General features: G+C 60.6%; 26 protein-coding genes. 19 read left to right on the forward strand and 7 right to left on the reverse strand.

Annotated features, from left to right (window positions below; genetic code table 11):
• Positions 1-43: 43 nt before the first annotated feature.
• The 12 genes from V0U79_RS11670 to V0U79_RS11725 all read left to right on the forward strand — a co-directional run bounded on the left by V0U79_RS11670 (position 44) and on the right by V0U79_RS11725 (position 8,897).
• Complete coding sequence (locus V0U79_RS11670) at positions 44-526, forward strand: Na+/H+ antiporter subunit E (protein WP_330199691.1); 483 nt, start codon at positions 44-46, stop codon at positions 524-526.
• Positions 523-840, forward strand: coding sequence for an MrpF/PhaF family protein (locus V0U79_RS11675; RefSeq protein WP_330199692.1), 318 nt, complete (start codon positions 523-525; stop codon positions 838-840). The genes V0U79_RS11670 and V0U79_RS11675 overlap by 4 nt, the downstream gene beginning before the upstream one ends.
• On the forward strand, positions 840-1,199 hold the full coding sequence (mnhG, locus tag V0U79_RS11680; RefSeq protein ID WP_330199693.1) for a monovalent cation/H(+) antiporter subunit G: 360 nt from the start codon (positions 840-842) through the stop codon (positions 1,197-1,199). Before V0U79_RS11675 ends, mnhG begins: the two co-directional genes overlap by 1 nt.
• Positions 1,199-1,759 (forward strand): DUF4040 domain-containing protein, encoded by a 561-nt coding sequence (locus V0U79_RS11685; protein ID WP_330199694.1) that lies wholly within the window; start codon positions 1,199-1,201, stop codon positions 1,757-1,759. Before mnhG ends, V0U79_RS11685 begins: the two co-directional genes overlap by 1 nt.
• Positions 1,756-2,199, forward strand: coding sequence for a Na(+)/H(+) antiporter subunit B (locus tag V0U79_RS11690; RefSeq protein WP_330199695.1), 444 nt, complete (start codon positions 1,756-1,758; stop codon positions 2,197-2,199). The genes V0U79_RS11685 and V0U79_RS11690 overlap by 4 nt, the downstream gene beginning before the upstream one ends.
• Complete coding sequence (locus tag V0U79_RS11695) at positions 2,199-2,675, forward strand: cation:proton antiporter subunit C (protein ID WP_330199696.1); 477 nt, start codon at positions 2,199-2,201, stop codon at positions 2,673-2,675. Before V0U79_RS11690 ends, V0U79_RS11695 begins: the two co-directional genes overlap by 1 nt.
• The gene (locus tag V0U79_RS11700) at positions 2,675-4,204 is read left to right on the forward strand and encodes a monovalent cation/H+ antiporter subunit D family protein (RefSeq protein WP_330199697.1); all 1,530 of its coding nucleotides are present in this window, start codon (positions 2,675-2,677) and stop codon (positions 4,202-4,204) included. The genes V0U79_RS11695 and V0U79_RS11700 overlap by 1 nt, the downstream gene beginning before the upstream one ends.
• Positions 4,201-5,661 (forward strand): proton-conducting transporter transmembrane domain-containing protein, encoded by a 1,461-nt coding sequence (locus tag V0U79_RS11705; RefSeq protein WP_330199698.1) that lies wholly within the window; start codon positions 4,201-4,203, stop codon positions 5,659-5,661. The genes V0U79_RS11700 and V0U79_RS11705 overlap by 4 nt, the downstream gene beginning before the upstream one ends.
• A 1-nt stretch (position 5,662) precedes the next feature.
• Positions 5,663-5,977, forward strand: a complete 315-nt coding sequence (locus tag V0U79_RS11710) for a hypothetical protein (RefSeq protein WP_330199699.1) — start codon at positions 5,663-5,665, stop codon at positions 5,975-5,977.
• A complete protein-coding gene (locus V0U79_RS11715; protein ID WP_330199700.1) occupies positions 5,970-7,685 on the forward strand; it encodes a Na(+)/H(+) antiporter subunit D in 1,716 nt (571 codons plus the stop codon). The genes V0U79_RS11710 and V0U79_RS11715 overlap by 8 nt, the downstream gene beginning before the upstream one ends.
• A 130-nt stretch (positions 7,686-7,815) precedes the next feature.
• Positions 7,816-8,166, forward strand: a complete 351-nt coding sequence (locus V0U79_RS11720) for a helix-turn-helix domain-containing protein (RefSeq protein WP_330199701.1) — start codon at positions 7,816-7,818, stop codon at positions 8,164-8,166.
• Complete coding sequence (locus V0U79_RS11725; RefSeq protein ID WP_330199702.1) at positions 8,163-8,897, forward strand: DUF6456 domain-containing protein; 735 nt, start codon at positions 8,163-8,165, stop codon at positions 8,895-8,897. The genes V0U79_RS11720 and V0U79_RS11725 overlap by 4 nt, the downstream gene beginning before the upstream one ends.
• Here the strand turns inward: V0U79_RS11725 and V0U79_RS11730 are convergent, their stop codons facing one another.
• The 3 genes from V0U79_RS11730 to V0U79_RS11740 all read right to left on the reverse strand — a co-directional run bounded on the left by V0U79_RS11730 (position 8,898) and on the right by V0U79_RS11740 (position 10,858).
• Complete coding sequence (locus V0U79_RS11730) at positions 8,898-9,320, reverse strand: SufE family protein (protein WP_330199703.1); 423 nt, start codon at positions 9,318-9,320, stop codon at positions 8,898-8,900.
• Positions 9,321-9,356: 36 nt separating this feature from the next.
• Positions 9,357-9,578, reverse strand: a complete 222-nt coding sequence (locus tag V0U79_RS11735) for a hypothetical protein (RefSeq protein ID WP_330199704.1) — start codon at positions 9,576-9,578, stop codon at positions 9,357-9,359.
• A gap of 266 nt (positions 9,579-9,844) precedes the next feature.
• Positions 9,845-10,858: a hypothetical protein gene (locus V0U79_RS11740; protein WP_330199705.1), complete on the reverse strand. Its 1,014-nt coding sequence runs from the start codon at positions 10,856-10,858 to the stop codon at positions 9,845-9,847.
• A gap of 214 nt (positions 10,859-11,072) precedes the next feature.
• Between V0U79_RS11740 and V0U79_RS11745 the strand changes: the two genes are divergently transcribed.
• Positions 11,073-12,755, forward strand: coding sequence for a sensor histidine kinase (locus tag V0U79_RS11745; protein ID WP_330199706.1), 1,683 nt, complete (start codon positions 11,073-11,075; stop codon positions 12,753-12,755).
• On the opposite strand, the gene V0U79_RS11750 is transcribed toward V0U79_RS11745, so the two are convergent.
• Together V0U79_RS11750 and V0U79_RS11755 are read right to left on the reverse strand one after the other, a co-directional pair.
• Positions 12,741-13,592, reverse strand: coding sequence for a hypothetical protein (locus V0U79_RS11750; protein ID WP_330199707.1), 852 nt, complete (start codon positions 13,590-13,592; stop codon positions 12,741-12,743). The genes V0U79_RS11745 and V0U79_RS11750 overlap by 15 nt on opposite strands.
• A gap of 27 nt (positions 13,593-13,619) precedes the next feature.
• A complete protein-coding gene (locus tag V0U79_RS11755; RefSeq protein ID WP_330199708.1) occupies positions 13,620-15,182 on the reverse strand; it encodes a hypothetical protein in 1,563 nt (520 codons plus the stop codon).
• 56 nt (positions 15,183-15,238) lie between these two features.
• Here V0U79_RS11755 and V0U79_RS11760 point away from each other — a divergent pair, with 56 nt between their 5' ends.
• Positions 15,239-15,571 (forward strand): DUF1491 family protein, encoded by a 333-nt coding sequence (locus tag V0U79_RS11760; protein WP_330199709.1) that lies wholly within the window; start codon positions 15,239-15,241, stop codon positions 15,569-15,571.
• A gap of 71 nt (positions 15,572-15,642) precedes the next feature.
• A complete protein-coding gene (locus V0U79_RS11765) occupies positions 15,643-17,232 on the forward strand; it encodes a peptide chain release factor 3 (protein ID WP_330199710.1) in 1,590 nt (529 codons plus the stop codon).
• A gap of 142 nt (positions 17,233-17,374) precedes the next feature.
• Here the strand turns inward: V0U79_RS11765 and V0U79_RS11770 are convergent, their stop codons facing one another.
• Positions 17,375-18,460 carry a DUF2336 domain-containing protein gene (locus V0U79_RS11770; RefSeq protein ID WP_330199711.1) on the reverse strand — a complete coding sequence of 362 codons (1,086 nt, stop codon included), beginning with the start codon at positions 18,458-18,460 and terminating at the stop codon, positions 17,375-17,377.
• Between the two features lie 147 nt (positions 18,461-18,607).
• Here V0U79_RS11770 and V0U79_RS11775 point away from each other — a divergent pair, with 147 nt between their 5' ends.
• A complete protein-coding gene (locus tag V0U79_RS11775) occupies positions 18,608-19,435 on the forward strand; it encodes an ion transporter (protein ID WP_330199712.1) in 828 nt (275 codons plus the stop codon).
• Here the strand turns inward: V0U79_RS11775 and pbpC are convergent.
• On the reverse strand, positions 19,432-21,384 hold the full coding sequence (gene pbpC / locus V0U79_RS11780; protein ID WP_330199713.1) for a multimodular transpeptidase-transglycosylase PbpC: 1,953 nt from the start codon (positions 21,382-21,384) through the stop codon (positions 19,432-19,434). The two genes, V0U79_RS11775 and pbpC, sit on opposite strands and share 4 nt — an antisense overlap.
• 53 nt (positions 21,385-21,437) lie before the next feature.
• Here pbpC and V0U79_RS11785 point away from each other — a divergent pair, with 53 nt between their 5' ends.
• The 3 genes from V0U79_RS11785 to V0U79_RS11795 all read left to right on the forward strand — a co-directional run bounded on the left by V0U79_RS11785 (position 21,438) and on the right by V0U79_RS11795 (position 23,671).
• The gene (locus V0U79_RS11785; RefSeq protein ID WP_330199714.1) at positions 21,438-21,893 is read left to right on the forward strand and encodes a YcgN family cysteine cluster protein; all 456 of its coding nucleotides are present in this window, start codon (positions 21,438-21,440) and stop codon (positions 21,891-21,893) included.
• Between the two features lie 106 nt (positions 21,894-21,999).
• A complete protein-coding gene (locus tag V0U79_RS11790; protein ID WP_330199715.1) occupies positions 22,000-22,467 on the forward strand; it encodes a hypothetical protein in 468 nt (155 codons plus the stop codon).
• Positions 22,445-23,671, forward strand: a complete 1,227-nt coding sequence (locus V0U79_RS11795) for a DNA-packaging protein (RefSeq protein WP_330199716.1) — start codon at positions 22,445-22,447, stop codon at positions 23,669-23,671. The genes V0U79_RS11790 and V0U79_RS11795 overlap by 23 nt, the downstream gene beginning before the upstream one ends.
• The last annotated feature ends 4 nt before the right edge of the window (positions 23,672-23,675 follow it).

Here is a 23,675-nt window from a genome sequence, read left to right on the forward strand (position 1 = left end):
GCACCCCAACGAACGCGTCCGCGGCCGACTTTCGGGAGGAGTCATGATCTACGGGGTGAGCCTGAGCCTGGTTCTGGCACTGCTGTGGTGGGTGCTGTCCGGCTATGACAAGATCACCCTGCTCGCCTTCGGCGCAGCCAGCGTGGTGATTGCCATGGTGCTGGTCTTCCGGATGCGGATACTGGATCGCGAGACGGCTCCGTTTGTGCGGCTGCCAACCCTCATTCCCTATTACATCTGGTTGGGCGGGGAGATTGCCAAGGCCAATTTCGATGTCATCCGCGCGGCGCTGAAGCCCGAGATTGATATCACACCGCGCCTGGTCCGCGTGCCGGTCAAAGCCGATACCGATCTGTCGCGTTGTATCTTCGCCAATTCGATCACGCTCACGCCCGGCACGGTGACCGTCGAGATCGAGGATGATGCGTTCCTGGTCCACGCGCTGGATACCTCTTTCACTTCACCTGATGGCTTTGCCGAAATGAATTTGCATGCCGCGCGCGCCACCGATGGAGGCGCTTCATGATGGATTGGGTTAATCTCATCGGTATCCTGTCGATGGCCCTTGCGATGGCGATCATGCTGGGCCGCCTGTTTGCCGGGCCGTCGCTTTATGACCGGGTACTGGCCGCCAATTCTTTCGGCACCAAGACGGTGCTCTTGCTGCTGATCTTCAGCCTGATGGTTGGTCGCGCTGATGGCGTTGATATTGCTCTGCTTTATGCGCTCATCAATTTTATTGCGACGATCGCAATCCTGAAATTCTTCCGCTATCGCTCGCTGGAAATCGCACTGGCCCAGATGTCTCTTCGCCGTGCTATCGACGGGGAGGATGATTGATGGAAATCCTTCTGCTCATCCGAGATATCGCCAGTATCGCCCTGATGGCGGTCGGGATCATTTTTGTTCTGGCGGGTGCCATCGGCGTGGTGCGTCTTCCGGATTTTTACACCCGCATGCATGCGGCCGGTGTGACGGATACGCTGGGGGCGGAGCTCATTGTTTTCTCGCTGATCCTGCAAGCCGGCTTCACCTTGCTGGCCGCCAAGCTTTTGCTGGTGGGCTTCATTCTCTTCCTGACCAGCCCGACCGCAACGCACGCGGTTGCCAATGCGGCGCACAGGGCAGGGCTCAATCCGCTGCTGTCGCGCCATCAGCCGCCGCATCCGCGTGATGCCGGAAACGGGGAGGCGCCGTAATGGAATTCGACTGGACCCAATTGCTCGATTACGCACTGATGGCCATGTTGCTGGCTGTGGGTATTGCGATCGTCCGCCTGCGAAACCTCTTTGCAGCGGTGATGCTGATGGGTGTTTACAGCCTGTTGTCGGCCGCCTGGTTTGTGTCCCTGGATGCCGTCGATGTAGCCTTCACCGAAGCCGCGGTCGGCGCCGGTATTTCGACCGTGCTGATGCTGGCTGCCATGCTGCTGACGGCGCGCGAAGCCGAGCCGGTCAAAGCCGCGCGTCACTGGGCCGCGCTCGTCGTCGTTTCGGTGGCCGGTGCGGCTCTGTTCTATGCGGTCGGCGACATGCCGGTCTATGGCGACCCGAATTCGCCGGCCAATTCCTATGTCGGCATGGATTATATCACCTCGACGCCCAACGAGATCGCCGTTCCCAATGTGGTGACGGCCGTTCTCGCCAGCTATCGGGGCTTTGATACCTTCGGCGAGACAGTGGTGATCTTCGCTGCCGGGCTGGGCGTGATGCTGCTTCTGGGGCTGCGCGGCCTGAAAAAGAAGGAGGAGCAGAAATGAACCCGCACCTGGTCCTTCGTGTCGTTGCCAAACTGTTGATCCCGCTGATCGTGGTCTTCGGCCTCTATGTGCACTTTCATGGCGATTACAGCCCGGGGGGCGGCTTCCAGGCTGGCGTGATCGTGGCGTCTGCCGTGATCCTGTATTCGCTGATTTTCGGCCTCGACAGCGCCAAGCGCGCCGTGCCGACATGGTTTGTCAAATTCCTCGCCGCCTTTGGCGTTCTGCTCTATGGCGGCACTGGTGTGGCAACCTGGCTGCTGGGCGCGAACTATCTTGATTATGACGTGCTGCACCCGGATCTTTCGCATCATACCGGTCAGCATATCGGCATCATCCTGGTGGAACTGGGTGTGCTGTCGACCGTGTTCGCCGTGATGATGGCGATTTTCTACGCCTTTGCCGGCCGTGCACCGGATATTCCGGAAGGGGAATGGTGATGGTCGAGCTTCTCGCAGAACGCTTCAACTTCATCATTGTCATCATCCTGATGATGACGGGGCTCTATGCCGTTGTGGCGACCGGAAATCTGGTCAAGCGGCTGGTGGGCCTGTCCCTGTTCCAGACCTCGGTCTTCCTGCTCTACATCACGATCGGCAAGGTCTTTGGCGGTCAGCCGCCCATCCTGCCGGAATATGGTGGCGGACATGGCGAAAGCGATTATGGGGCCGCGTCGACGGATCATGCTGCCGGTGCCGCCGAATATGCCGCTGACACAGCGCATCAGAGCGCGGAAGTCCTCTATTCGAACCCCTTGCCGCACGTGTTGATTCTGACGGCGATCGTGGTGGGCGTTGCGACGCTGTCGGTCGGTCTCGCCCTGGTCGTTCGCATTCGCGAGACCTACGGCACGATCGAGGACGAGGCGATCAACAAGGCTGACTACGCTGTCGATAGCGCGGGGAGAGGCGCCTGATGGAATTCCTGTCTTCCCTTCTGCCGGCGCATGTTGCCGAGCATGCACCTGCGCTTGTCGTGGTGGCGCCATTATTGATGGCCGCGGTTGCCGCGATCATGCCCAATGGCCGTCTGGGCTGGGGCGTGGCCCTGCTGACGACGGCAGTTTCGGCTGTTCTGGCGGTTGCGATCGTTGTCGAGGTGCAGACTGGCGGGGTGATTTCCTACGCCATGGGCGGCTGGCAACCGCCGGCCGGCATCGAGTTCCGTATCGACAATCTGAATGCGGTGTTGTTGCTTCTGATTGCAGCGCTGGGCCTGTTGAGCACGATCTATGCGCTGCCCAGCGTGGCTGACGAGATCGCAGAGAACCGCCAGGCCCTGTTCTATTCGGCTTTCCTGGTCTGTTTTGCCGGGCTTCTGGGCGTTGCGATCACCGGTGACGCCTTCAACATGTTCGTCTTCCTCGAGATATCCTCGATCTCGACTTATGTGCTGGTCGGTATGGGGGCGGGCAATGACCGCCGGGCGCTGACGGCCGCCTACAATTATCTGATCCTTGGTACGATTGGCGCGACCTTTTTCGTCATCGGTGTCGGCTTTCTCTACATGGCGACCGGTACGCTCAACATGGCCGATATGGCGGAGCGCCTGCCCGACATGTCGGACAATCGCGTGGTCCAGGCGGCGTTTGCTTTCATCATTGTTGGTCTCGGCCTGAAGGCGGCGATGTTCCCGCTGCATCTCTGGCTGCCGAATGCCTATGCCTATGCGCCGAATTTCGTGACGTCCTTCCTGGCCACGACGGCGACCAAGGTGGCTTTCTACACGCTGGTCCGATTCCTGTTCGATGTGTTCTGGCCGGATGCGCCTTTCGTTCAGGTCAGCTTCCTCTGGGTCTTTGCCGTGCTCGGCATTATCGGAATGATCGTGGCGTCCGTTCAGGCCGTCTTCCAGGATGATGCCCGGCGATTGCTGGCCTTTTCCTCGGTGGCGCAGGTCGGATACATGATGCTGGGTCTGGGTATCGGCACGGCAGCGGGTGTTTCCGCCGGCATGCTGCACCTGGTCAATCACGCCCTGATGAAAGGCGCATTGTTCATGGCGCTGGGCGCCTTTGCGATACGCTTTGGTGTACGCCGGATTTCCGACCTCAATGGATTTGCCCGCTCAATGCCCTTCACCTCGGTGGCATTTACCATTGCCGGCCTGTCGCTGGTCGGCGTGCCGATGACAATCGGCTTCTGGTCGAAATGGTATCTGGGCGTTGCCGCCTTCGAGAATGGCTGGTGGTGGGCAGTTGCCGCCCTGATCCTCTCTTCGCTGATCGCGCTGGCTTATGTCGCGCGCATGCTGGCGGCGATCTGGGTCGCTGAACCCCATCATGACCGCTCCGGCGGGATCGCCTCGGCCCGCGCGCCATGGCTGATGCTGGTGCCGATGTGGATCCTGGCTTTCGCCAATATCTGGTTCTTCTTCCAGCCTGACTTCCTGGTCTCGCTGACCAATGCTGCGGCCGAGGCTGCCCTGAATGGAGCCTCTCAATGAGCTGGACTCCCGAAATTGCCCTGATCGCTGCGCTGGTGATCCCGCTCATTGGCGGGGTGTTCGTCGGACTTCTGGGCAAATCGCCCAATCTGCGGGAAGCCGCAACGCTGACGGCCGCCGTGCTGCTGGCCTGTAATGTGGCCTATCTGGTCTCGGTGACGGGAGAGCGCCCGGAACTGGTCTATGCGATCGGGGAGACCGGCCTGACCTTCGGTTTCCAGCTGGAACCGCTCGGCGCCCTGTTTGCAGCAGTGGCGAGCGGGCTTTGGATCGTCAATTCGCTCTATTCGATCGGCTATATGCGCGGAAATGGCGAGAAGCATCAAACCCGTTTCTTCGTCTTTTTTACCATTGCCATCGCCTGTGCCATGGGCGTAGCGCTGGCATCGAACCTTCTGACGATGTTCCTCTTCTACGAGGCGCTCACCCTGTCGACCTATCCGCTGGTCGCGCACAAGGGGGATGACAAGGCGCGCCGCGGTGCCGCCATCTATCTGGCTATCCTGCTGGGCACTTCGATCGGCCTGTTGTTGCCGGCAATCATCGCCACGCAATTCATCGCCGGTTCGACGGATTTCACCGTCGGTGGTCTTCTGGCGTCCGAGGCCTCGCCTCTGGTGGCCAGTATCCTGCTGATCCTGTTTGCTTTCGGTATCGGCAAGGCGGCCCTGATGCCGGTCCACCCCTGGCTGCCCAATGCCATGGTGGCGCCCACGCCGGTCTCGGCCTTGCTGCATGCCGTGGCGGTTGTGAAAGCCGGTGTGTTCGCCATCCTGAAAGTGGCCACCTACATTTTCGGGCCCGAGCTGATCCAGGAAGCGCCGGCCTCGACCTGGCTGGCCTGGATTGCCGCGATCTCTATCGTACTGGCGTCCATCATCGCCATGTCGAGCAATAATCTGAAGCGCCGGCTGGCTTTCTCGACGGTTTCCCAGCTGTCCTATGTCACGCTGGGCGCCATGATAGCCGCGCCACTGGCGCTGCTGGGGGCTGCCTTGCAGATCGTCATGCACGCCTGGGGCAAGATCACGCTCTTCATGTGCGCGGGCGCGATCTATACGGCGACCAAGAAAACCGAGATTTCCGACATGCGCGGTCTCGGCCGTCTGATGCCTTGGACGTTCGGCGCCTTTGCCGTCGGCGCCTTTTCGATCATCGGCCTGCCGCCCTTTGGCGGCATGTGGCCCAAACTCTATCTGATGTGGGGCGCCGCAACGGCCGGTCAGCAGGCGCTGATCGCCGCGCTGATCCTGTCTTCGATCCTGAATGTCGGCTATCTGCTGCCGATCCCGGCGCGCGGCTTCTTTGACCCGGCGCCGAAGGAAGGGCTGAAAAAGCCCGGACCGGTGCTGGCCATCCTGCCGCCGGTGATCACGGCAGCCGGCATTACCGTGTTGTTCTTCCTGATCGGGCCGCTGACGGACTTCCTCGCGCCTGTCTTCGGTGCGGAGCTTTGAGATGAGTAAAGAGACACCGAAATCCGAAACGCCGGCGGAGGATGAAATTCATCCGGCTGCCCGGCCGTTCCTGTGGCTGGATTCCAAATGGGCGAAGAAGGCCCCCTTCTGGATTTTTGGCGGACTCGCCATTCTGATGCTTGTCTTCGAGGTGCTGAACCCGTTCCACCGGACAGGAAAATGGTATGAAGTTCTCGGCTTTTACGAGATCGAGGGGTTTGTTGGTTTCTGCCTCGCGGTTCTGATGGGGTGGCCTCTGCGCCGCTTGCTCGGCCGCAAGGAAGACTATTACGATCAGGAGGGTGACAATGACTGATCTCGTCACCCTCGGCCTGTCGCCCGCACTTCCTGTCATAATCGCCGGCCTTCTGGCCGCTGTCGTGCCGTCCTACGCCTTCCGCAAGGCGCTGATGCTGGCCGCACCCCTGGCGGCAGCGGCGGTCTGGTTCATGACGCCACATGTGGGCGTTTTCGGCATTCTGGAAATGGCCGGCTTTACCTTCGAGACCTATCGGTTTGATCCGCTGTCGCGGGTCTGGGGGCTGGTCTTCATTCTCGCGATATTCCTGAATTCGATCTATGCGCTGCATGATCGCGACCGGATGCAGGATTCAACGACACTGATCTATTCAGGTGCCGGTCTGGGTGCTGTGTTCGCCGGCGATCTGCTGACCCTGTTCTTCTTTTGGGAGCTGACCGCAATCAGCTCGGTCTTCCTGATCTGGGCCAGCCGGAATCCGGCCGCTTTCCGGGCCGGTCTGCGCTATCTGACCATCCATGTCCTGTCGGGAGTCTTGTTGCTGGCGGGTTCGGTCATGTATGCAACCCATACAGGCAGCTGGCAGTTCAATGCGATCGATGTGAACGCGCCCGGCGGACTGCTGATCCTCATAGCATTCGGTATCAAGGCGGCTTTCCCGCTGATGCACAACTGGCTTCAGGACGCCTATCCGAAGTCGACCGCGATCGGTGCCGTCGTGCTATCCGCTTTCACCACGAAGCTGGCGATCTACGCACTGGCGCGTGGCTTTGCCGGACTGGATGTTCTGGTCTGGATCGGAGCCGTCATGGTGGCGTTCCCGGTCTTCTATGCGGTGATCGAAAACGATCTGCGCAAGGTGCTGGCCTATTCGCTGAACAACCAGCTGGGGTTCATGGTGGCCGGTATCGGTGTCGGCACAGAGCTGGGCCTCAATGGCGCCGCTGCTCATGCCTTTGTCCACATCATCTACAAGGCCCTGCTGTTCATGAGCATGGGCGCCGTGCTGATGAGGGTAGGCCATACCAGAGCATCGGACCTTGGCGGGCTATACAAATCGATGCCGTTTACAGCCTTCTTCTGTCTGATCGGGGCGGGGGCGATCTCGGCCTTCCCGCTCTTCTCGGGCTTTGTGGCAAAAGCGCTGACACTATCGGCGGTTGCCTATGGCGGTTACGAGATACCGTTCATCATTCTGGTGTTTGCCTCTGCGGGCGTGCTCGAGCACTCCGGCATCAAGATTCCGTATTTCGCTTTCTTCCATCACGATAATGGCCACCGCGTAAAGGAAGCGCCCTGGAACATGTTGCTGGCCATGGGGCTGGCCTCCTTCCTGTGCATCTATCTGGGGATCAATTACGGCGCGCTCTACAATCTGCTGCCGTATCCGGTCGAATATGAACCCTACACATACGACCATATTGTGGGTCAGATGCAGCTATTGCTGGCCGCTCTGTTCGCCTTCACCTTCCTGGTCCGTTTCAAGCTCTATCCGGCAGAAGTCCGGTCGGTGAACCTTGATACCGACTGGTTCTACCGGCGAGCGGGCGACGGGCTCTTCCGGTGGGTGTGGGCGATGACGGACCGGCTGATGGCAACCATCGGCAATCGTTTTGGCGAGGCCGGCCGGAATGTTTCCGGCAAGCTGTTCAACCTGTTCAGCCCGGCGGGGGCCCTGAGCCGCGATGTTCCAAGCGGATTGCTGGCGATATGGACCAGCGTCTTGTTGGGCCTTGTCATGGTGATTGCCTACTTCGCAGGCTGATCTCTATCCACGCACCCATCATAACACGTTAAACGTGTAACTGGATATTCTGCCACAAAGATAGGAATGTTATCCTCACCTTTTTGGCTGGCGCCTAGGATGCGTTGTCTAGCAAGTGATGGATGGTGTGATGTGTGGACAAGAGCTGATTGACAGCGACCGGGCGCGTGCTCGCCTGGCCCGGGAAGCGGTCGCCTTTGCCTTTGATGTTTCTGCCGAGGAGATTTCGGCGCCAACGCGGCGGTCCTCGCGCGTCGCGTTTGCCCGTCAGGTGGCCATGTATCTGGCGCATGTGGCTTTCGAGCTGAATCTGGCGCGGGTCGGACAGGCGTTTGGCCGCGACCGTTCGACGGCCTCTCATGCTTGTCAGATTGTCGAGGACCGCCGCGATGACCCGCAATTCGATGCCTGGCTGGACGGCCTTGAGGATTGTCTGCGGACCGCGCCGGATCCCAGGGCCGATCGCATGGCCCTGCCATGAGGCCGGCGCGCTGGATGAAGTGCCTGTCAGCACCGGGGGCGGCTCTGAGAGCCGTACCGGGATGTCCGGACCGGTTCGGCGTTTATCCCGGCGGGGATTTGCGACGGCGCCCGTCGGTGACGTTGTCAGGTGCCCAGGTGCGCCAGGCCCTCGGCGAGGGCTGGCTGTCAGCCCGATCTCACGGCGTCTACGAGTTGACACATAAGCTGGACGACATCCGCGCGCGCCAGTCCGGTAACTTCAAGGCGCCTCACCAGCTGGTGCGGGAACAAGCGGTGATGGAGGGTGAATGCATCCGCCGGATCACGTCCGATATTTCTGATTCTCCTCTGGCCCGCTGGATGCGCCCTGACGCAAAAACCGGCAAATCCTGGCTGACGGATGACGAGTTTGAGGCCGGAGAACGTTTGAGAGCGGACTATCACCGCTCAATGATGACCGAACGTGTGACCTCCGACTGGAATAGCTATCTGGCGCCGGCTGCTACCGGTTCGAGGGCTGGCCGGGGGGATGCCCCGGCGTCTGCGATGGCAGCTCAGCAACGCGTGAGGTCTGCGCTTGAGGCCGTCGGTCCCGGCATGGACCGGATTTTGTCGGCGGTCTGTCTGCGCGAGAAGGGGCTTGAGGTTGTTGAAACCGAGGAAAGCTGGCCGCGGCGGTCTGGCAAGATCGTGCTCAAGCTCGCTCTGCAGCAATTGGGCCGCCATTACGGCATGGCCATGCCAGGATAATCAGGTGCTGACGCCGGCTTCCTTGCGAATGCGGGCAATCATGGAATTCAGCCCGTTGGAGCGCTGCGGAGACAGATGTTCGGCCAGCCCTATTCGGGTGAGCACCTCGCGAGGATCGATAGCGGCGATATCGTCCTTGCCACGCCCCGAATAAAGCCGGATCAGCAGGGCTGCCAGACCCTTGACGATGTGGGCATCGGAATCGGCACGGAAACGAAAGGCATCGCCCGCAGCATCGTCGATCACCAGCCAGACCCGGCTGGTGCAGCCTTTCACACGGTTGTCTTCGGATTTTTCATCGTCGGAAAGTGCCGGCATGGCCTGACCGAGATCGATCAGATAGCGGTAGCGCTCTTCCCAATCGCCGAGGAAATCAAACTCCTCGACCAGTTCGTCAATGTCGGCTTTTACGTCAGGCGTCATACGCGGCGAATATAATGCCGCGGAGCAGAGGACAAGTTATCGGGCACCTTCGGATGCAGCGGCTTCCCGCTCGTCGAGCCAGTTGCCCACTCGCAGAAGGGTTTCATCAGCGGCAATCGCGACAAGGCTGGAAGCTTCACCAGCCATGTCACAGAGCGCTGGCAGATCCGAGCAGACCTCGTTGAGGCGCTGGCCCTGTTCAACCAGTTGCGCAATATCGTCAGGCGCTTCCATCCCATCGGTCGAAAAGACGCTCATGGGTGCGAAAGCAGATACGGCGGCTATCCAGAATGCGGCGCGAAACACAAATCCAAAAGGCACGGCAGGTCCTCACTTTTATGCACACTCGTCCCTGTGCAAGATGGAGGCTAGCCAAAACAATCCGGAATTTCCACGGATTCCCGAGTTAATGGACAATAGAGAAACAAACAGTTCGGACAAATTCTAACAAATAGAAAACGAACCGGTCTTTTTACTTTGTGTTTACCATGTGCCGCTTCGGAACAAACGGACTGGAAATCAGCCTATTCGCGCCGGTTTTGCGCCGCTTCGAGACATTGAGAGACCTCGATCAGGGCGTGCTGGGCGATACAGAAGGAATCCTCATACTCGAAATGGGCTGCGGCGACGCACTGGGACAGGTTGACCCGGGCCCATTCGATGCAGCGCTGGGCGAGCGGATCGGCCAGCAAGGATTGCAGAGAATCCTCGGTATAGCGGTTATCACTGCCAATCGCCCGTAAAGCAGCAATCGACAGGATGCGCCCCACGCGCACCCGGTCCGGCTCATAGGGGACGTCGGCGTTGAGGCTGAGGTCCGGAGTGTTGGCGGGCAGGGAAGGCGGCGGCGTATCGTGCGCGAACATGCTGGACGCTGAACGGATATCGGTTTCGCTGACAAAGCTGGTGGAGAACATGTCGGTGGCCAGCGGCGCGGCGATCTGGTCGGCGGCCCGAAGGGCGGCGAGGCGGTTCTGGCGGTCGCGCGCGACAGCGTTGGCCCAGCGCTCACTTTGCAAATCGTAGGCAGACAGGCGGAATTGTTCGCCGATCGCCTCGATCTCTGCTGCGTCCTCGTCAATCGCCAGAAGCACGGATTCGCTCGCCTGATCCGCATAGCGGAAGGCACCGGCATAGGCCGGGTCGTTGGCCAGGGCGGCGACAGCGGCGTCACGGCCATAATAATCGGCCACATCCCGGACATCGTCGAGGAATTGCGGGTGTTGCTCTGCGATCAGAGAGGAATAGGCCAGCCAGGCCCGTACAAGGCGTTCGCGCGCCAGATAGACGGCGATCTCATCCATGGACTGGTCGAGCACGGCACCTGACGTGATCTCGCGTTCGCGGATCTCCCCCAGAGTGCGGTGAAAGCCGGCGTACTGGCTTGCCGAGCGGAGGACGATATCGTCTTCATCGACCGTTGATGTGGATTCCGCGGCGTCAAGGCGCAGCACAGGCTGTTCCGGCGGCGTCGCTCCGCTGCCGTCATCCTGTGTGGCGGTCATGAGTGCGAGCGCTGACAACAAGGCGTTAAGCACGATCCAACTCTCCTATGCCCTTGGGCTCCATTCCGCTTATTCTGGCGCGAGTAAGGCGAGAGCGCCAGTCGGCATCTCAACTTCTTGCATCAAGGCTTGATGAAGTGTTGCGTTAACGATTTTACGGCTTGAATTAACGTCTTGTTAAGCGGGGCCGGAAAGGCTCGTTGTGCGGTGCTTTACCGAGTCGCGGCTAATGGAGGTTTGCCCGGCAATGCGGCTAGCTGACAGGGTTCTCAATAATGGCGGGCGGCTGACCCATTTGATCTGGGTTGCCGTGCTCGCTGCCGTCGCACCAGTCATCATTGATGCCGCGCCGGTCGAACTGTCTCTGGCGATAGCCGGGATAGCGGGCGCATTGCTGCCCGGGATTGCCGGCCTTTTCCTGGCTCACCGGAAGGCGCCTCCGCTCGGAAAGCTGGTGTTGATGCTGCTGTGGGTTTCCCTGGCCGCATCTGCCGTTGCTGTCAGCGGCGGGATGATGGGCCCCGGCGCCATGGTGTTCATTCTGCCGGTCGCCGCCATGGCATCCTTTGCCAACCGGCGGATCATCATCGAAACAGCCGCTCTCACAGGTCTGACAGCCATCCTGATCGGCGGATTGCAGCTGGCAGGCCTTCTGACTGTGTCCAGCGCCGTGATTGACGTGTTCGCACCGGCCTTCCTCGCTGTGCTGGCGGTCGCGTTTGCCGGCCCTGCCTTCTCTGCTGCGCGCGTTTTGCGCCGTCGTTCCCTGCTGCGCTCCATAGCGCGGCGCCATCAAAATCGCAGCCGGGCGTTTATGGATGCTCCTGTTCCTCTGATCGCCACGCGGAATGGCGAAATTACCGCCACGTCGAAGTCGGTGGGTGACATGATGCCGGGCCTGCCCGGTGACATTGTCGGATTGCCGTTGGCGGACCTGGCCTTCGACCTGGCAGACCGGACGGCCTTTGAGACCCCGGACACCCATTTGTCCTATTCGCGAATTCGAGGGGCCAGAGGGCGGGCTGAAGACATCACGCTCTACAAGACCACGCGGGCGGCTGCGCTGGTGCCGTCTGCCGTCTCTGAAGACAATTCGGAATCCACACGCCGGTTGCAGGAAGAACGCGATCTGGCGCTGGCTGAAACGCGCGCCAAGTCTGAATTCCTGGCGTCCGTCAGCCATGAGATCCGGACGCCTCTGAATGCCATTATCGGGTTTTCCGATGCCATGAAGTCGCGGCTCTTCGGGCCGATCCCGGCGAAATATGCCGAGTACGCCGACCTGATCCATGAAAGCGGACGTCACCTGCTGGAGCTGATTGGCGATGTGCTCGATCTCTCGCGCATCGAGGCCGAAAGCTATTCGCTAATGAAAGAGGACTTCAACGCGGTTGATGTAATCGAGTTGTGCACCCGGATGATGTCACAGCGTGCCAGTGAAGCGGGTATCGAGATCGAGATCGATATGCCTGAAGCATTGCCTGTGCACGCTGATCGCAAGGCGATCCGCCAGATCCTGCTGAACCTGCTCTCGAATGCTGTGAAATTCACACCGAAAGATGGCGTAATTGTCGTGCTGGCGGCGGTCGAGGGTGATCAGCTGACGCTGGCCGTTGGCGATAGCGGGCCCGGCATTGCGCAGGACGAGCTCTATCGGCTCGGCCAGCGCTATCAGCAGGCCTCGACTGCGAATGCGTCAGGCGAGCGGGGGTCCGGTCTGGGACTTTCGCTGGTCAAAGCCCTGGCGGAAATGCACGACGGTCAGATGGCCATCGACAGCAAGGTCGGCGAAGGCACGACTGTATCGGTCTCCATGCCGGTGATGACCGCAGCCAAGGACGATGGTGCGCCCGCTGAGCCTTTGGAGGTGCATTCGCGTATCGAGCGTGCCCAGACAGCCGGGCAGGGGCTGATCTCATCGGCCGGCTGATAGATCCGGTGACGATCTGACAAAGGCCAGCGCGGCGGCGAAATCGCCAACCCCCAGATAACGGGAAATGACCATTCGGCCTTGCCGGTCGAACGCCTCGATGCGGACAGCTTCGCGCGGGTCAAGGGACCGCAGAGTGTCCAGCGCCGCTTCGCTGAACCGGAAATACTCGATCCCCTCGGCGGAAAAACGCGAGACCGGCAGAACGCGCATTCCACCTTCGCTTGGCGGCACGAACCGGGTCCATTCCGGAAGTCCGTCAAATTGCAGGAGCCCCCCCAGTGTCGGGTCATGAAGGCCCGGCATGGCTTCGCTGTCGCGCATGACCAGCGCTATGGAGGCCAGACCGGAATTGTCCGCCGCCGCAATGGTCAGCGCGATCTCTCCTTCCCGGTTATAGGCGCCGGCACGCAGGGGAATGTCTCCATCCAGGCCTGCCGAGATCACCCAGCTGTCATAAGCATAGGGCCGGTTGGCCTGCCATAGCGACGGGGCGCTGACAAAGTCCTGAAAACGTTCACGTTGCCATGCCGTGAAAGCGGATCTGATATCGGCGGCAATGGCCATCACATTGTCATCGTCGCAAGGGCGATTGGAGACATTACGGGTGACCTGCTGATAGCTCTGGTCAATCTCGGCTGCAGAATATCCCTCGCGCAGCAGATCGCCGCGCGTCTGCAGATACGCTCCGTCCAGGGCCAGGCGTTCTGTATCGCTGAACAGCGCGCAGCGGTCATCCAGCGCACGCGCTAGTGCGCGCTGGGCAAAGCTGTCCTGGTGGGTCTGGGCATGGGCACCGGCACTCAAAAAGGCCAGTCCCACTATCAAGAAGCGCATGCATGACTCCGATTATTTCCGGAGAGGCTAGCGCCAACCTCTTGATTTGTCGTTTACCCGGCGACGGCGCCAGATTCCACGCAGAATAAACAACATGGTCAGAACAAAAAGGATCAATGCAATCTCGCGCAGGCTGAGATCGGGAAGACCATAGCGCTGGGCCAACGTCGGCGTGCCCTCAAGCGAATAGTCGTAACCGGTGACCCCGTCTTCATCCCAGATAGCGGCCCGGCCTGTCAGAGCGCCCCAATGCGCAGAGCGCGACAGGATCTCCGACGCACGGTTGAAACCCGCCGGTTCCGGCGAGGTAAAGCCGGCAATCCAGCGTGTAGGATTATCGGGATCGGTGAAGACCGTAGCGACACCTGAGGGTGGGACGCCTTCGCTTGCATAGGCTGCCGATGAGAGCCGCAGACCGCTGCCACCGCTATGATCGGCCGCCTGGCGCAGAGCCGTGCGGAATTCGACCGGCGCGCCGTCCAGGAGCTGGCGGTCAGCCAGGGCGCCGGTCCCGACGAAGACGACATGGCGGTTTTCCGGGGCGGCATGGCTGTTGCTGCCATACCAGGCATAGATCCAGGCGGTCTCATGGGCGATCGCTGTACGCGCCATGATCGAAAGGCCGGCGAGACGGCGGTCGCCATCTCCTTCTGTCAGGATGACAGCGGTTTCCGCACCCCGGCCGTCGCCGAAGGGCAGGCGGGCTTCGGTAAACTCGCGCAAGGTGGCTTGCGAGGATTCAACGCGGGTGTTTTCCCGGCCAATGGCGGCTGCGTGAAGTGCGTCAACGACGGTAAAGACGGTATCAGCCTGGCGCAGAGAGCGGCTGGCAAACAGGCGCGCAGCGGATTCCAGATCCTGCTGGTGGCGGCCTGCCAGAATGACACCGGGGGTTCCATTATCGCTGAAGCGGACCTCGGCGCCGGAAAGTTCGGCATCCAGTTCGTAGGTAACGCGAATGCTGGCACTGGCCGGATCAGTCACGAGCTCGGGAACACGGCCCATGCGCAATGCGATGCCCTGGGCAGCGACCGCCTCCACCATTACATCGTTCGGGCGGTCCTCGATGAAAATGGCGCCGGCTTGCGGAACATCGGCGGCCAATGCGGCTTCAACATCGCCGAGGGACGCCAGTTCGCGGTCCATCGTGTAGCTGACCCGCAGGCGGGAATGGGCGCCATCCAGCCGCCAGCCGGTGGTTTCGTCATCTTCCAGAGCCAGCGTGACAATATTCGTGCCGCGCCTCAGTACATGACCCGGAAGTTCGATCTCGGCCGATACCGCTTCCTGGCTCGACGGGATGCGAACTGCACGGCTGTTGTTAACAACAATAATCAGGGCGGGTGCGTCGGGGCCCATCGGTTCCAGGCCCAGGATCAGGCGTCCTTCGCCCGGTGTCGCAATGGGGGAGATCGCGAACCTTACAAGACCATCGCCGCTTTCGGGATCGACGTAGATCTCGTCAATAGCTGTCACAAGATTGGTCAGCGGTGTTTCGTAAATCGCCGTTTCCGGCATATCCGCAGCCGCACGGGCCGCCAACAAGCCGACCATGGCCGCAAGAACCCAACGCACAACTCGTACTGACATGATACGCTCCCCACCCATTCACACTTTATTAAGCAATTGCCTTGCCATCAATGGAAATGAATCGATTAAAGTCAGAAATCTGGGTGCAGGCTTTGCTTCGGCGCGCTGAGGTTGCGGGCGTCATGGGCGGGGTGGTGCGCAAGGGCGATACCGATGCCGGCGCGGTTCTGGTGCAGGTGATGTTGCTGGATGGAACCGGCTATCTCTATGTTCCAGCTCGGGATTTTGAAGGTGACAGGATATGGATAAGGCCGCTGGGTACCGAACCGGTCAGCGAGGCCGATATCGCGCAGTACACCGGCAAACGATTGGACGATGATCCGGATATCTGGGTTGTCGAGATCGAGGACCCGAAAGGCCGGCATTTCCTGACTGAACCGGTAGAATAGGCCAACAGCGCTTGCATCCCGCCACCGGGACCTATACCTCCGCGCCATATAAACCGAAGCATTGATCCATCATGACCACGACACCTCCCAGCGCTGAATGGGCGACGCGCCGCACCTACGCGATCATCTCGCATCCGGACGCCGGTAAAACTACGCTCACCGAAAACCTGCTGTTTGCCGCAGGGTCAATCCGTCTTGCCGGACAGGTCCGCGCGCGGGGTGAAAACCGTCGTACCCGCTCGGACTGGATGAAGATCGAGCAGGATCGTGGGATTTCGGTTTCGGCATCGGTGATGACCTATGAACATCGCGGCCTGACCTTCAATCTTCTCGATACCCCGGGCCACGAAGACTTTTCCGAGGATACCTATCGCACGCTCACTGCGGCTGACAGCGCGATCATGGTGCTGGATGCGGCCCGCGGCGTGGAGCCACGGACGCTGAAACTGGTGGAAGTCTGCCGGTTGCGGGACATTCCGATCCTGACCTTCATCAACAAGCTCGACCGGGAAGCGCTGGCGCCCGAGGAATTGCTGGATGATATCCAGGACAAGCTGGCGCTGGATACCGCGCCGATGCAATGGCCTGCGGCCTCAGGCCAGCGCTTTGGCGGGGTCATGGACCTGAAACGCGACGCCTTCATTCCGTTCCGGCCCGACGCCGGAGAATTGTCGTCAGGCAGGCCCGTTCCAGCTTCCGAAATGGCCGGCCTGTTGAGCGATGATGTGCATGGCGAGCTGGTCGAGGGCATCGACATGGCCCGCGAGCTTTGTCCGGCCTACAATCAGCAATCCTATGAAGAAGGTCATATGACGCCGGTCTATTTCGGGTCGGCGCTGCGTCGTTTCGGCGTCGTTGAATTGCTGGACGCGCTGGCAGAGGTGGCCCCTGGTCCGCAGGTCGAAAAGGCGGTGGTCAGGAAAGCCGAGGCCGAGATCGCGCCGGGTGACAAGCAGGTGTCCGGCTTTGTCTTCAAGGTGCAGGCCAATATGGACCCGAACCACCGCGACCGGGTGGCGTTTGTCCGACTGGCCTCTGGACGTTTCAAACGCGGCATGAAGTTGAAGACCGACAAGGGTAAATCCCTGACAGTGTCTTCGCCCATCATGTTCTTTGCGCAGGACCGGGAAATTGCCGACGAAGCCTTCGCCGGTGATGTTATCGGGATCCCCAATCACGGACTTCTTCGTGTCGGAGATAGCCTGAGCGAGGCTGGCGATATCCTGTTTGCAGGTATTCCGAATTTCGCGCCGGAAATCCTTCGCCGCGCCCGTCTGGCTGACCCGCTTAAAGCCAAGCATCTCAAGAAGGCGCTGGAATCACTGGCAGAAGAGGGCGTAACCCAGCTGTTCCGCCCGGTGATCGGTGGCGACTTCATCGTCGGTGCGGTGGGTCAGCTGCAGATCGAGGTCATGGCCGAGCGGGTGGCAGCTGAATACGGGATTGATGTCACGTTCGAGGCTGCTCCTTACGAAACCGCGCGCTGGATATCCGGCAGTGATGCCGACATCGAAAAGTTTGCTGATCGCCACAAGAGCGCCATTGCCGAAGACATTGACGGCGATCCGGTTTTCCTTGCCAAATCCGCCTGGGAGGTCAGCTATTCCGAAGAGAAGTGGCCGGATCTGAAATTTCTGCGGGCCAAGGAACGCAACCGGTGAGTCCGGACAAACCGAATTCACGAAACCCTGCCGCCAAGGGGCTGAGATCACGGCCGCGGCCAGCTGGTCCGATCCCGGCGAAAAAGGGAAAAGGCGCCGTCTATACCCGAAAGAAAAAACACCCGGAAGGTAGCACCGGAGACTAGGCGGCTTTGGCGTTCTTGCGGAGCATCATAAACCGCATGGCGCGCTGGGCTTCATGTTCGGACAGCTCGTCGAAAATGCGGCCGAATTCCTTGGCATCGCGCAAGGCATCGCCTTTGCCGGCATTTCTCAGCACGGCCAGCGTGACGAATAGCGTGCGGTCCAGGCCACCGGCACGGCAGACCAGGCAGAGCGGATCGATACTGGGGCTTTCCAGAGCTCGCCTCGCGGTCATGAAGTCGACTTCGGCCAGCGCGGCCAGACCGGCGGCGCAGCGGACCATCTGATTTTCCCGCAGCAAGCGGATAAGAAGCGCCCCGTCTAGCTGACGGCGGAGTTTCATCGCATTGATGTAGCGCTTGCCCTCATCGACATCCTTGTCGTTGGACATGCGCGCTTCAAGACGGCTGTGAGACGCATCAATGGCCTTTTGCAATTCCTCAGGATCGATTTCGTCGAACCGCTGCAGGATGCGATCGCGCAGCCGGGTCTCGACCACGGTCATCAGGTCATTCAACAGATCGGCCGGCATTTCCTGGCGATCGACCAGCGGTGCATGAAGATCCGGATTGGTTTCCGCGCGCTCGGTGATGGTCTCGAAGGCCTTCCGCGAGATATTTGCGCCCCGGTTTTTCACCAGTGTGGCAACCACCTCGTCGTCTCCGCGCCGTACCAGCGTGTCGGATACCGCAGCAGACACGGTTTCGCGCTCGGATATCGCTTTCAGGTGAGAGCCACCGCTTTCTTCTGCGATTGCCAGCAGATCGGCTTCGGTGAGCGCTGTCGATTTCTGCAAGATCGGCGCAGCAACCTCGATGACATCACGGGCCAGCTGCATGACAAGGCCGTGTGGAGCTTCCGGAGCGTCGGCGAAACGGCGCGCCAGCTCTTCGCGGGCGTCCTGGGCGGTGTCGGCAGCAAGACGGGAGAGCACGCCATCATATTCCGCGAACGCAGGAGAGGCTGATTCAGGCGGCGCCTCGAAGAAGTGGTCCGTCACCTCACGGAGCAATTCCCGCCGCCGTTCGCTGGACTTTTCCTTGGCCAGATCGACCAGCTTCGTGAGGTTTGTTTGGACTGCCATGGACCCCGCCAGAAATTCAATGACCGCAGATTGCATCAAACCCGTAAAGAAACGGTGGCGGTATTTGCTTAATTTCGGCAGTTCAGTGCAGCGTTGCACTCGGGCGCGCACGGCGATAATCAGAGCGCAACAAAGGGGGCCGAATCCATGTCCACGCAGGCGGTGAATAGCTGGCGAGACCAGCTCGTCGATTTCGTCGAAGCACCATTCTTCGTCAATTTCATCACCGGTCTCATCCTGCTGAACGCCGTGACACTGGGGCTCGATACCTATCCGGTCGAAAACGAATTCCTGTCCCGGATGGCTCCGGTGATCGATACCGTTATCGTCACCGTTTTCGTCTTTGAGCTGCTGTTGAAGATGGTCGCCTATGGTCCGCGCTTCTTCAAAGGCGGCTGGAACTGGTTCGACCTTATCATTGTCTCGATATCACTCTTCCCGGATGCCGGCGCCTTCACCGTCTTGCGGGCGATGCGGATCCTGCGGGTCTTCCGGCTGTTCTCGGTGATGCCGGACATGCGCAAGGTTGTTGAAGCCCTGATGAAGGCCATTCCCGGCATGGGCGCTATTCTCGCTGTCCTGGCCCTGATGTTCTACGTCTCGGCCGTCATGGCGACCAAGCTGTTTGGCGCAACCCAGCCGATGTTCGAGACGCTGGGGGCGTCGGCCTTCACCCTGTTCCAGGTGATGACGCTGGAAGGCTGGGCGATGGAAGTCGCGCGCCCGACAATGGAGCAATACCCCTTTGCCTGGCTGTTCTTCCTGGTTTTCATCGTTCTCACCAGTTTCGCGGTGTTGAACATGTTCATCGCGGTGATCGTGGATTCGCTACAGTCGAAACATTTCGACGAAGAAGAAGAGCGCAATGCCAAGATGGAAGCGGAAGCAGCCGCTGACCGGGACGATATGCAGGCCGAGCTGAAAGCCATCCGGGATGAACTGAAAGCCCTGCGGGCGGAACTCTCCAACCGCTAGGGAATGCTTTCCGCTTCGGCCTCGAAAGCGTTGGTGAGCTCGGAATAGAAAGCGGCCAGTCTTTCCTCGAACTCCGTGCGTTCCCGAGGCGCCGGCGCGGCCAGCAGCCTGGCCGGCAAATCCTCATGTGCTGCAATCATGAAATCGCGCCACAGCCGGGCGGGCAGTCCGCCACCGGTGACATCATTGGTCGGCGTGTCGTCGTCATTTCCGACCCAGACGCCGGCCACGTAATCGGCGGTGAAGCCGATGAACCAGGCATCCCGGAAGGACTGGCTGGTGCCGGTCTTTCCCGCCGCGGGCCGATCTGGCAGACGCGCATTCGCACCGGTTCCGTTCAGCACGACATCCTGCATCATGGTTGAAAGGGTCAGGGCATCGGATTCCTCGACCGTGCGTTCCGGCTCGCCTTCATGGGCTTCCCACAAGGTTTCACCACGTGAATTGCTGATACGTGTCAGGAAGACGGTATCGTGGCGCATCCCGCTATTGGCGATGGTGGCATAGGCGGATGTTAGTTCCAGCAAGGTCACTTCCACAGCGCCCAGTGCGAGAGCCGGCAGAGGCGGCAACTCTGTTTCAATCCCGAGCCGGCCGGCGACATCGACCAGAGATTCCGGACCGACTTCGGCTCCGATCTGGGCAGCGACCGTGTTTATCGAGCGGCGAAGCGCTTCCTGCATGGACACCCGTCCACGGTAATTGCCGCCGAAATTTCGTGGCTGCCAGCCTTCCAGATCAATCGGTTCGTCATAATAGACGCTGTAGGGCGAGGACCCGTTCTCCAACGCGGCGAGGAAGACGATCGGCTTGAAGGCCGAGCCGGGCTGGCGCCGGGCCTGGGCAGCCCGATTGAACTGACTTTCCAGATAATCCCGGCCGCCGATCATGGCGCGCACCTCGCCGTCCGGTGACAGGGCCACCAGAGCCGCTTCGCCGGCATTCTCCGCCTCGCCTTCAGACTCCATGCGGGCGGTCAGAACGCGATGCGCCGTTTCCTGCAATTCCGGATCGATCGAGATCTGTAAAATCGCATCCGAGGGTAATTCGCCAAGGACGTCCTGGGCTTCCAGAACAGCAAAATCGAAAACATGTCCGAAGACTTCCGGATCGCGCAGCTCCTCCGGTTCGGGAATGATGGGCGCCGCCGGATTGGCTTCGGCTTCTGCACGTTGTTCGGCGGTGATGAAACCGGCGTCCTCCATGGCGGCCAGCACGATGGCCGCGCGTTCCTGTGCTGCAGCCAGATTACTGGTCGGATCGAGGCGGCTGGGGGCTTTGGGCAGAGCGGCCAGCATGGCGGCCTCGGCCAATGTTAGCTCGGCCGCCGGCTTGTCGAAATAGCGCCGGGCTGCGGCTTCGATGCCGTAGGCGCGGGCACCAAAATAGATTCGGTTGAGATAGAGCTGGAGAATTTCATCCTTGCTGAGACGCCGCTCGAGCTCGATCGCCAGCCGCATTTCCTGAAACTTGCGGCGCATGGAGCGTTCGGGCGTCAGGACCAGATTCTTCACCAGCTGCATGGTGATGGTCGATCCGCCCTGAACCGTGGCCCCGGCCTGAAGATTGGCCAGCACGGCTCGCGCAGCCCCCCAGATATCGACGCCGGAATGCTCGTAGAAACGCCGGTCCTCGATGGCGATGAAGGCCTGGGCCACATGGTCTGGCAGATCTTCGATACGTGCCGGCGCACCATAGAGCGGCCCGCGCACGTCGATAACCTCGCCATTGCGGTCGAGCAGTGTCACCGAGCTTTCGCGGCGGACATCCCAAAGCGTTTCCAGATTGGCGGGCAGCTCCGGAATGTCGGAGAAGGCCCAGCGCCAGAAAGTGCCGGCGGCAATGCCGCCACCGATCACGATCACTGCAAACGCAATCGTGACGATCCAGGCAAAACGTTCCCTGCGGCGCCGTTTATCGGCTAGAAGATCAGCTCTGAATGGCGTCATGGCGGCGTCCGGGGCGTTTCTAGCCCGATCAAGATGGCGAGTTTCAGGCGATAATGTCTAAAGACCCATTCTGGAAAGTGAAATCACTGAAAGAGATGTCACGCTCGGAATGGGAGTCATTGTGTGATGGTTGTGGCAAATGTTGTCTTGTCCAGCTTGAAGATGATGACGGATCACGGGTGCTGACTTCGCTGTCCTGCAAACTCTATGACGGAGCCAGCGGGCGCTGCCGGGATTATGCCAACCGTTCTGTCCGGGTGCCGGACTGTGTCATCCTCACAGCGGAAAATGTAGGGCAGCTTGCCTGGATGCCGAAGACCTGTGCCTACCGGCTGGTCGATGAGGGGCGTGACTTGCCAGACTGGCATCCGCTGGTGACGGGTGATCCGCAATCGACCTTCAAAGCCAACATGTCGGTGCGCGGTCGGGTGACGAGTGAATTGCGCGTGGCGGATGAGGATTATGAAGACTTCATCCGGGACTGGCCGGGCGAAAGCGGGGATAGCTGAACGTCAATCCGCGTCACCCAGGCCTGTTTTCTTTTTTGTTTCAATGCAGTGTAGCTAAATTCCAACAAAGCATCCGGAGCGCGCGGTGCCGGGGCTATAAACCGGCATGGTTGGAAAAAAGGGCGCAAGGCTGCTGGACAGGGCGGATGGGGAACTCCTGGTTCGTCAATATGAAGCCGGCACCAGCGTCGCGGATATCATGGACCGGACCGGGCTCAGCGACAGCTGGGTACGCCATCAGATCGGCCGTTACAGGAAAGCCGGTCCGGCCGACCGGGCGGAGGCCCATCTGGAAGCCCTGCGCCGTGAATTGATCCGTGCCGAAACGGTCTTGATGGAGGGCAGCGTTGATGCCGCGGTCAAGCGGATGCGGGCGCTGAACATGCTTGTGAAACTCGAAAACGATCTGGGCCGGGCCATCCGGCCGGACAGGGAGTTGCCTGCGGAGGCCGATGATTTTGACGATCCCCGGGCCGAACTGGAACGCCGAATCAATCGCATCAGAGCCGCAAGAGAAGGCAAAAGCATATCTGGACAGCCTGAAGCCGGGCGTGTGCCGAGCGCTTCTGCATGACTGGCACTTCTGGGCTCGTGATCCGCAATTACCGCCCGAGGGTGACTGGGACATCTGGTTGTTTCTCGGCGGCCGCGGGGCGGGCAAGACCCGCGCCGGTGCGGAATGGGTAAGAGAGCTGATCGGGAAAGGTGTTGGCCGCATTGCCCTGATCGCCCCGACGCTGAGCGATGCACGTGAGGTGATGGTTAGCGGACCTTCCGGGCTTTTGCGGTTGGGACCAAAGGACAGCTGGCCGGTCTATGAAGCCTCGCGCCGGCGGCTGTCCTGGCCGAACGGGGCGAAAGGTTATGTTTTCTCCGCCGAGGATCCGGACAGTCTGCGTGGACCACAATTCGAGGCTGCCTGGGCGGACGAATTTGCCGCCTGGTCGTATCCGCAGGAAACGCTGGATACACTGATGATGGGGCTGAGGCTGGGTGATTTCCCCCGCCTGATGATGACGACCACGCCGCGGCCGATACCGGCACTGAAAGCACTGGTGAAACGGCCGGGTGTGGTCATGACCCGTTCGGCCACACACGACAATGCGGTCAATCTGGCAGACCGTTTTCTGCCGGCGATGGAGGCTGCCTATGGCGGCTCGCTACTGGGCCGGCAGGAGCTGGAAGGCCTGCTGATCGAGGATCCGCAGGGCGCACTCTGGACCCGCAGGGACATCGAAAACGCCTGCACGGCCGATCCCGTCGACCCGCAGCGGATCATTGTCGCGGTTGATCCTCCCGCGACCGGACATGACCGCTCGGATGAATGCGGGATCATTGTTGCCGGCGCGTCGGGCGAAGGCAGTGATCGAACAGCCAGGGTGCTGGCCGACCGCTCCTTCGGCCCGGCAAAACCATCCGCCTGGGCCGAGGCGGTTGTCGCGGCCTATGACGGGCTTGAAGCCGACTGCATCGTTGCGGAGTCCAATCAGGGCGGTGACATGGTTGCGGCGGTTATGAAAGCCGTACGGCCCGGCCTGCCGGTCAAACTGGTCCGCGCAAGCCGGGGAAAGCGCGCCCGGGCCGAACCGGTAGCCGCACTCTATTCGGTGGGCCGCGTGCGCCATGCCGGGCGCTTTCCGGCGCTTGAAGACCAGATGTGTGCCTTCGGATCGCCGGAGGCCGGATCGCAAAGTCCAGACCGCGTGGATGCGCTGGTCTGGGCGATCACCGACTTGTTGATAACGCCGCGCGGCCTGCCGCGTCTGCGTCCGCTGTAGAGGT

Origin of the sequence: Hyphobacterium lacteum, from assembly GCF_036330345.1 — a bacterium.
Classification (GTDB): domain Bacteria; phylum Pseudomonadota; class Alphaproteobacteria; order Caulobacterales; family Maricaulaceae; genus Hyphobacterium; species Hyphobacterium lacteum.

What these genes read in the sequence shown, in the direction of transcription:
- V0U79_RS11760 (WP_330199709.1), top strand. Translation starts at nt 15,239, where the DNA reads ATGAATCGATTAAAGTCAGAAATCTGGGTGCAGGCTTTGCTTCGGCGC.
- V0U79_RS11745 (WP_330199706.1), top strand. Translation starts at nt 11,073, where the DNA reads ATGCGGCTAGCTGACAGGGTTCTCAATAATGGCGGGCGGCTGACCCAT.
- V0U79_RS11715 (WP_330199700.1), top strand. Translation starts at nt 5,970, where the DNA reads ATGACTGATCTCGTCACCCTCGGCCTGTCGCCCGCACTTCCTGTCATA.
- V0U79_RS11695 (WP_330199696.1), top strand. Translation starts at nt 2,199, where the DNA reads ATGGTCGAGCTTCTCGCAGAACGCTTCAACTTCATCATTGTCATCATC.
- V0U79_RS11690 (WP_330199695.1), top strand. Translation starts at nt 1,756, where the DNA reads ATGAACCCGCACCTGGTCCTTCGTGTCGTTGCCAAACTGTTGATCCCG.
- V0U79_RS11765 (WP_330199710.1), top strand. Translation starts at nt 15,643, where the DNA reads ATGACCACGACACCTCCCAGCGCTGAATGGGCGACGCGCCGCACCTAC.
- V0U79_RS11755 (WP_330199708.1), bottom strand. Translation starts at nt 15,182, where the DNA reads ATGTCAGTACGAGTTGTGCGTTGGGTTCTTGCGGCCATGGTCGGCTTG.
- V0U79_RS11770 (WP_330199711.1), bottom strand. Translation starts at nt 18,460, where the DNA reads ATGGCAGTCCAAACAAACCTCACGAAGCTGGTCGATCTGGCCAAGGAA.
- V0U79_RS11710 (WP_330199699.1), top strand. Translation starts at nt 5,663, where the DNA reads ATGAGTAAAGAGACACCGAAATCCGAAACGCCGGCGGAGGATGAAATT.
- V0U79_RS11720 (WP_330199701.1), top strand. Translation starts at nt 7,816, where the DNA reads ATGTGTGGACAAGAGCTGATTGACAGCGACCGGGCGCGTGCTCGCCTG.
- V0U79_RS11750 (WP_330199707.1), bottom strand. Translation starts at nt 13,592, where the DNA reads ATGCGCTTCTTGATAGTGGGACTGGCCTTTTTGAGTGCCGGTGCCCAT.
- V0U79_RS11675 (WP_330199692.1), top strand. Translation starts at nt 523, where the DNA reads ATGATGGATTGGGTTAATCTCATCGGTATCCTGTCGATGGCCCTTGCG.
- V0U79_RS11785 (WP_330199714.1), top strand. Translation starts at nt 21,438, where the DNA reads ATGTCTAAAGACCCATTCTGGAAAGTGAAATCACTGAAAGAGATGTCA.
- V0U79_RS11725 (WP_330199702.1), top strand. Translation starts at nt 8,163, where the DNA reads ATGAGGCCGGCGCGCTGGATGAAGTGCCTGTCAGCACCGGGGGCGGCT.
- V0U79_RS11790 (WP_330199715.1), top strand. Translation starts at nt 22,000, where the DNA reads ATGGTTGGAAAAAAGGGCGCAAGGCTGCTGGACAGGGCGGATGGGGAA.
- V0U79_RS11775 (WP_330199712.1), top strand. Translation starts at nt 18,608, where the DNA reads ATGTCCACGCAGGCGGTGAATAGCTGGCGAGACCAGCTCGTCGATTTC.
- V0U79_RS11735 (WP_330199704.1), bottom strand. Translation starts at nt 9,578, where the DNA reads ATGAGCGTCTTTTCGACCGATGGGATGGAAGCGCCTGACGATATTGCG.
- V0U79_RS11730 (WP_330199703.1), bottom strand. Translation starts at nt 9,320, where the DNA reads ATGACGCCTGACGTAAAAGCCGACATTGACGAACTGGTCGAGGAGTTT.
- V0U79_RS11705 (WP_330199698.1), top strand. Translation starts at nt 4,201, where the DNA reads ATGAGCTGGACTCCCGAAATTGCCCTGATCGCTGCGCTGGTGATCCCG.
- V0U79_RS11685 (WP_330199694.1), top strand. Translation starts at nt 1,199, where the DNA reads ATGGAATTCGACTGGACCCAATTGCTCGATTACGCACTGATGGCCATG.
- mnhG (WP_330199693.1), top strand. Translation starts at nt 840, where the DNA reads ATGGAAATCCTTCTGCTCATCCGAGATATCGCCAGTATCGCCCTGATG.
- V0U79_RS11670 (WP_330199691.1), top strand. Translation starts at nt 44, where the DNA reads ATGATCTACGGGGTGAGCCTGAGCCTGGTTCTGGCACTGCTGTGGTGG.
- V0U79_RS11700 (WP_330199697.1), top strand. Translation starts at nt 2,675, where the DNA reads ATGGAATTCCTGTCTTCCCTTCTGCCGGCGCATGTTGCCGAGCATGCA.
- pbpC (WP_330199713.1), bottom strand. Translation starts at nt 21,384, where the DNA reads ATGACGCCATTCAGAGCTGATCTTCTAGCCGATAAACGGCGCCGCAGG.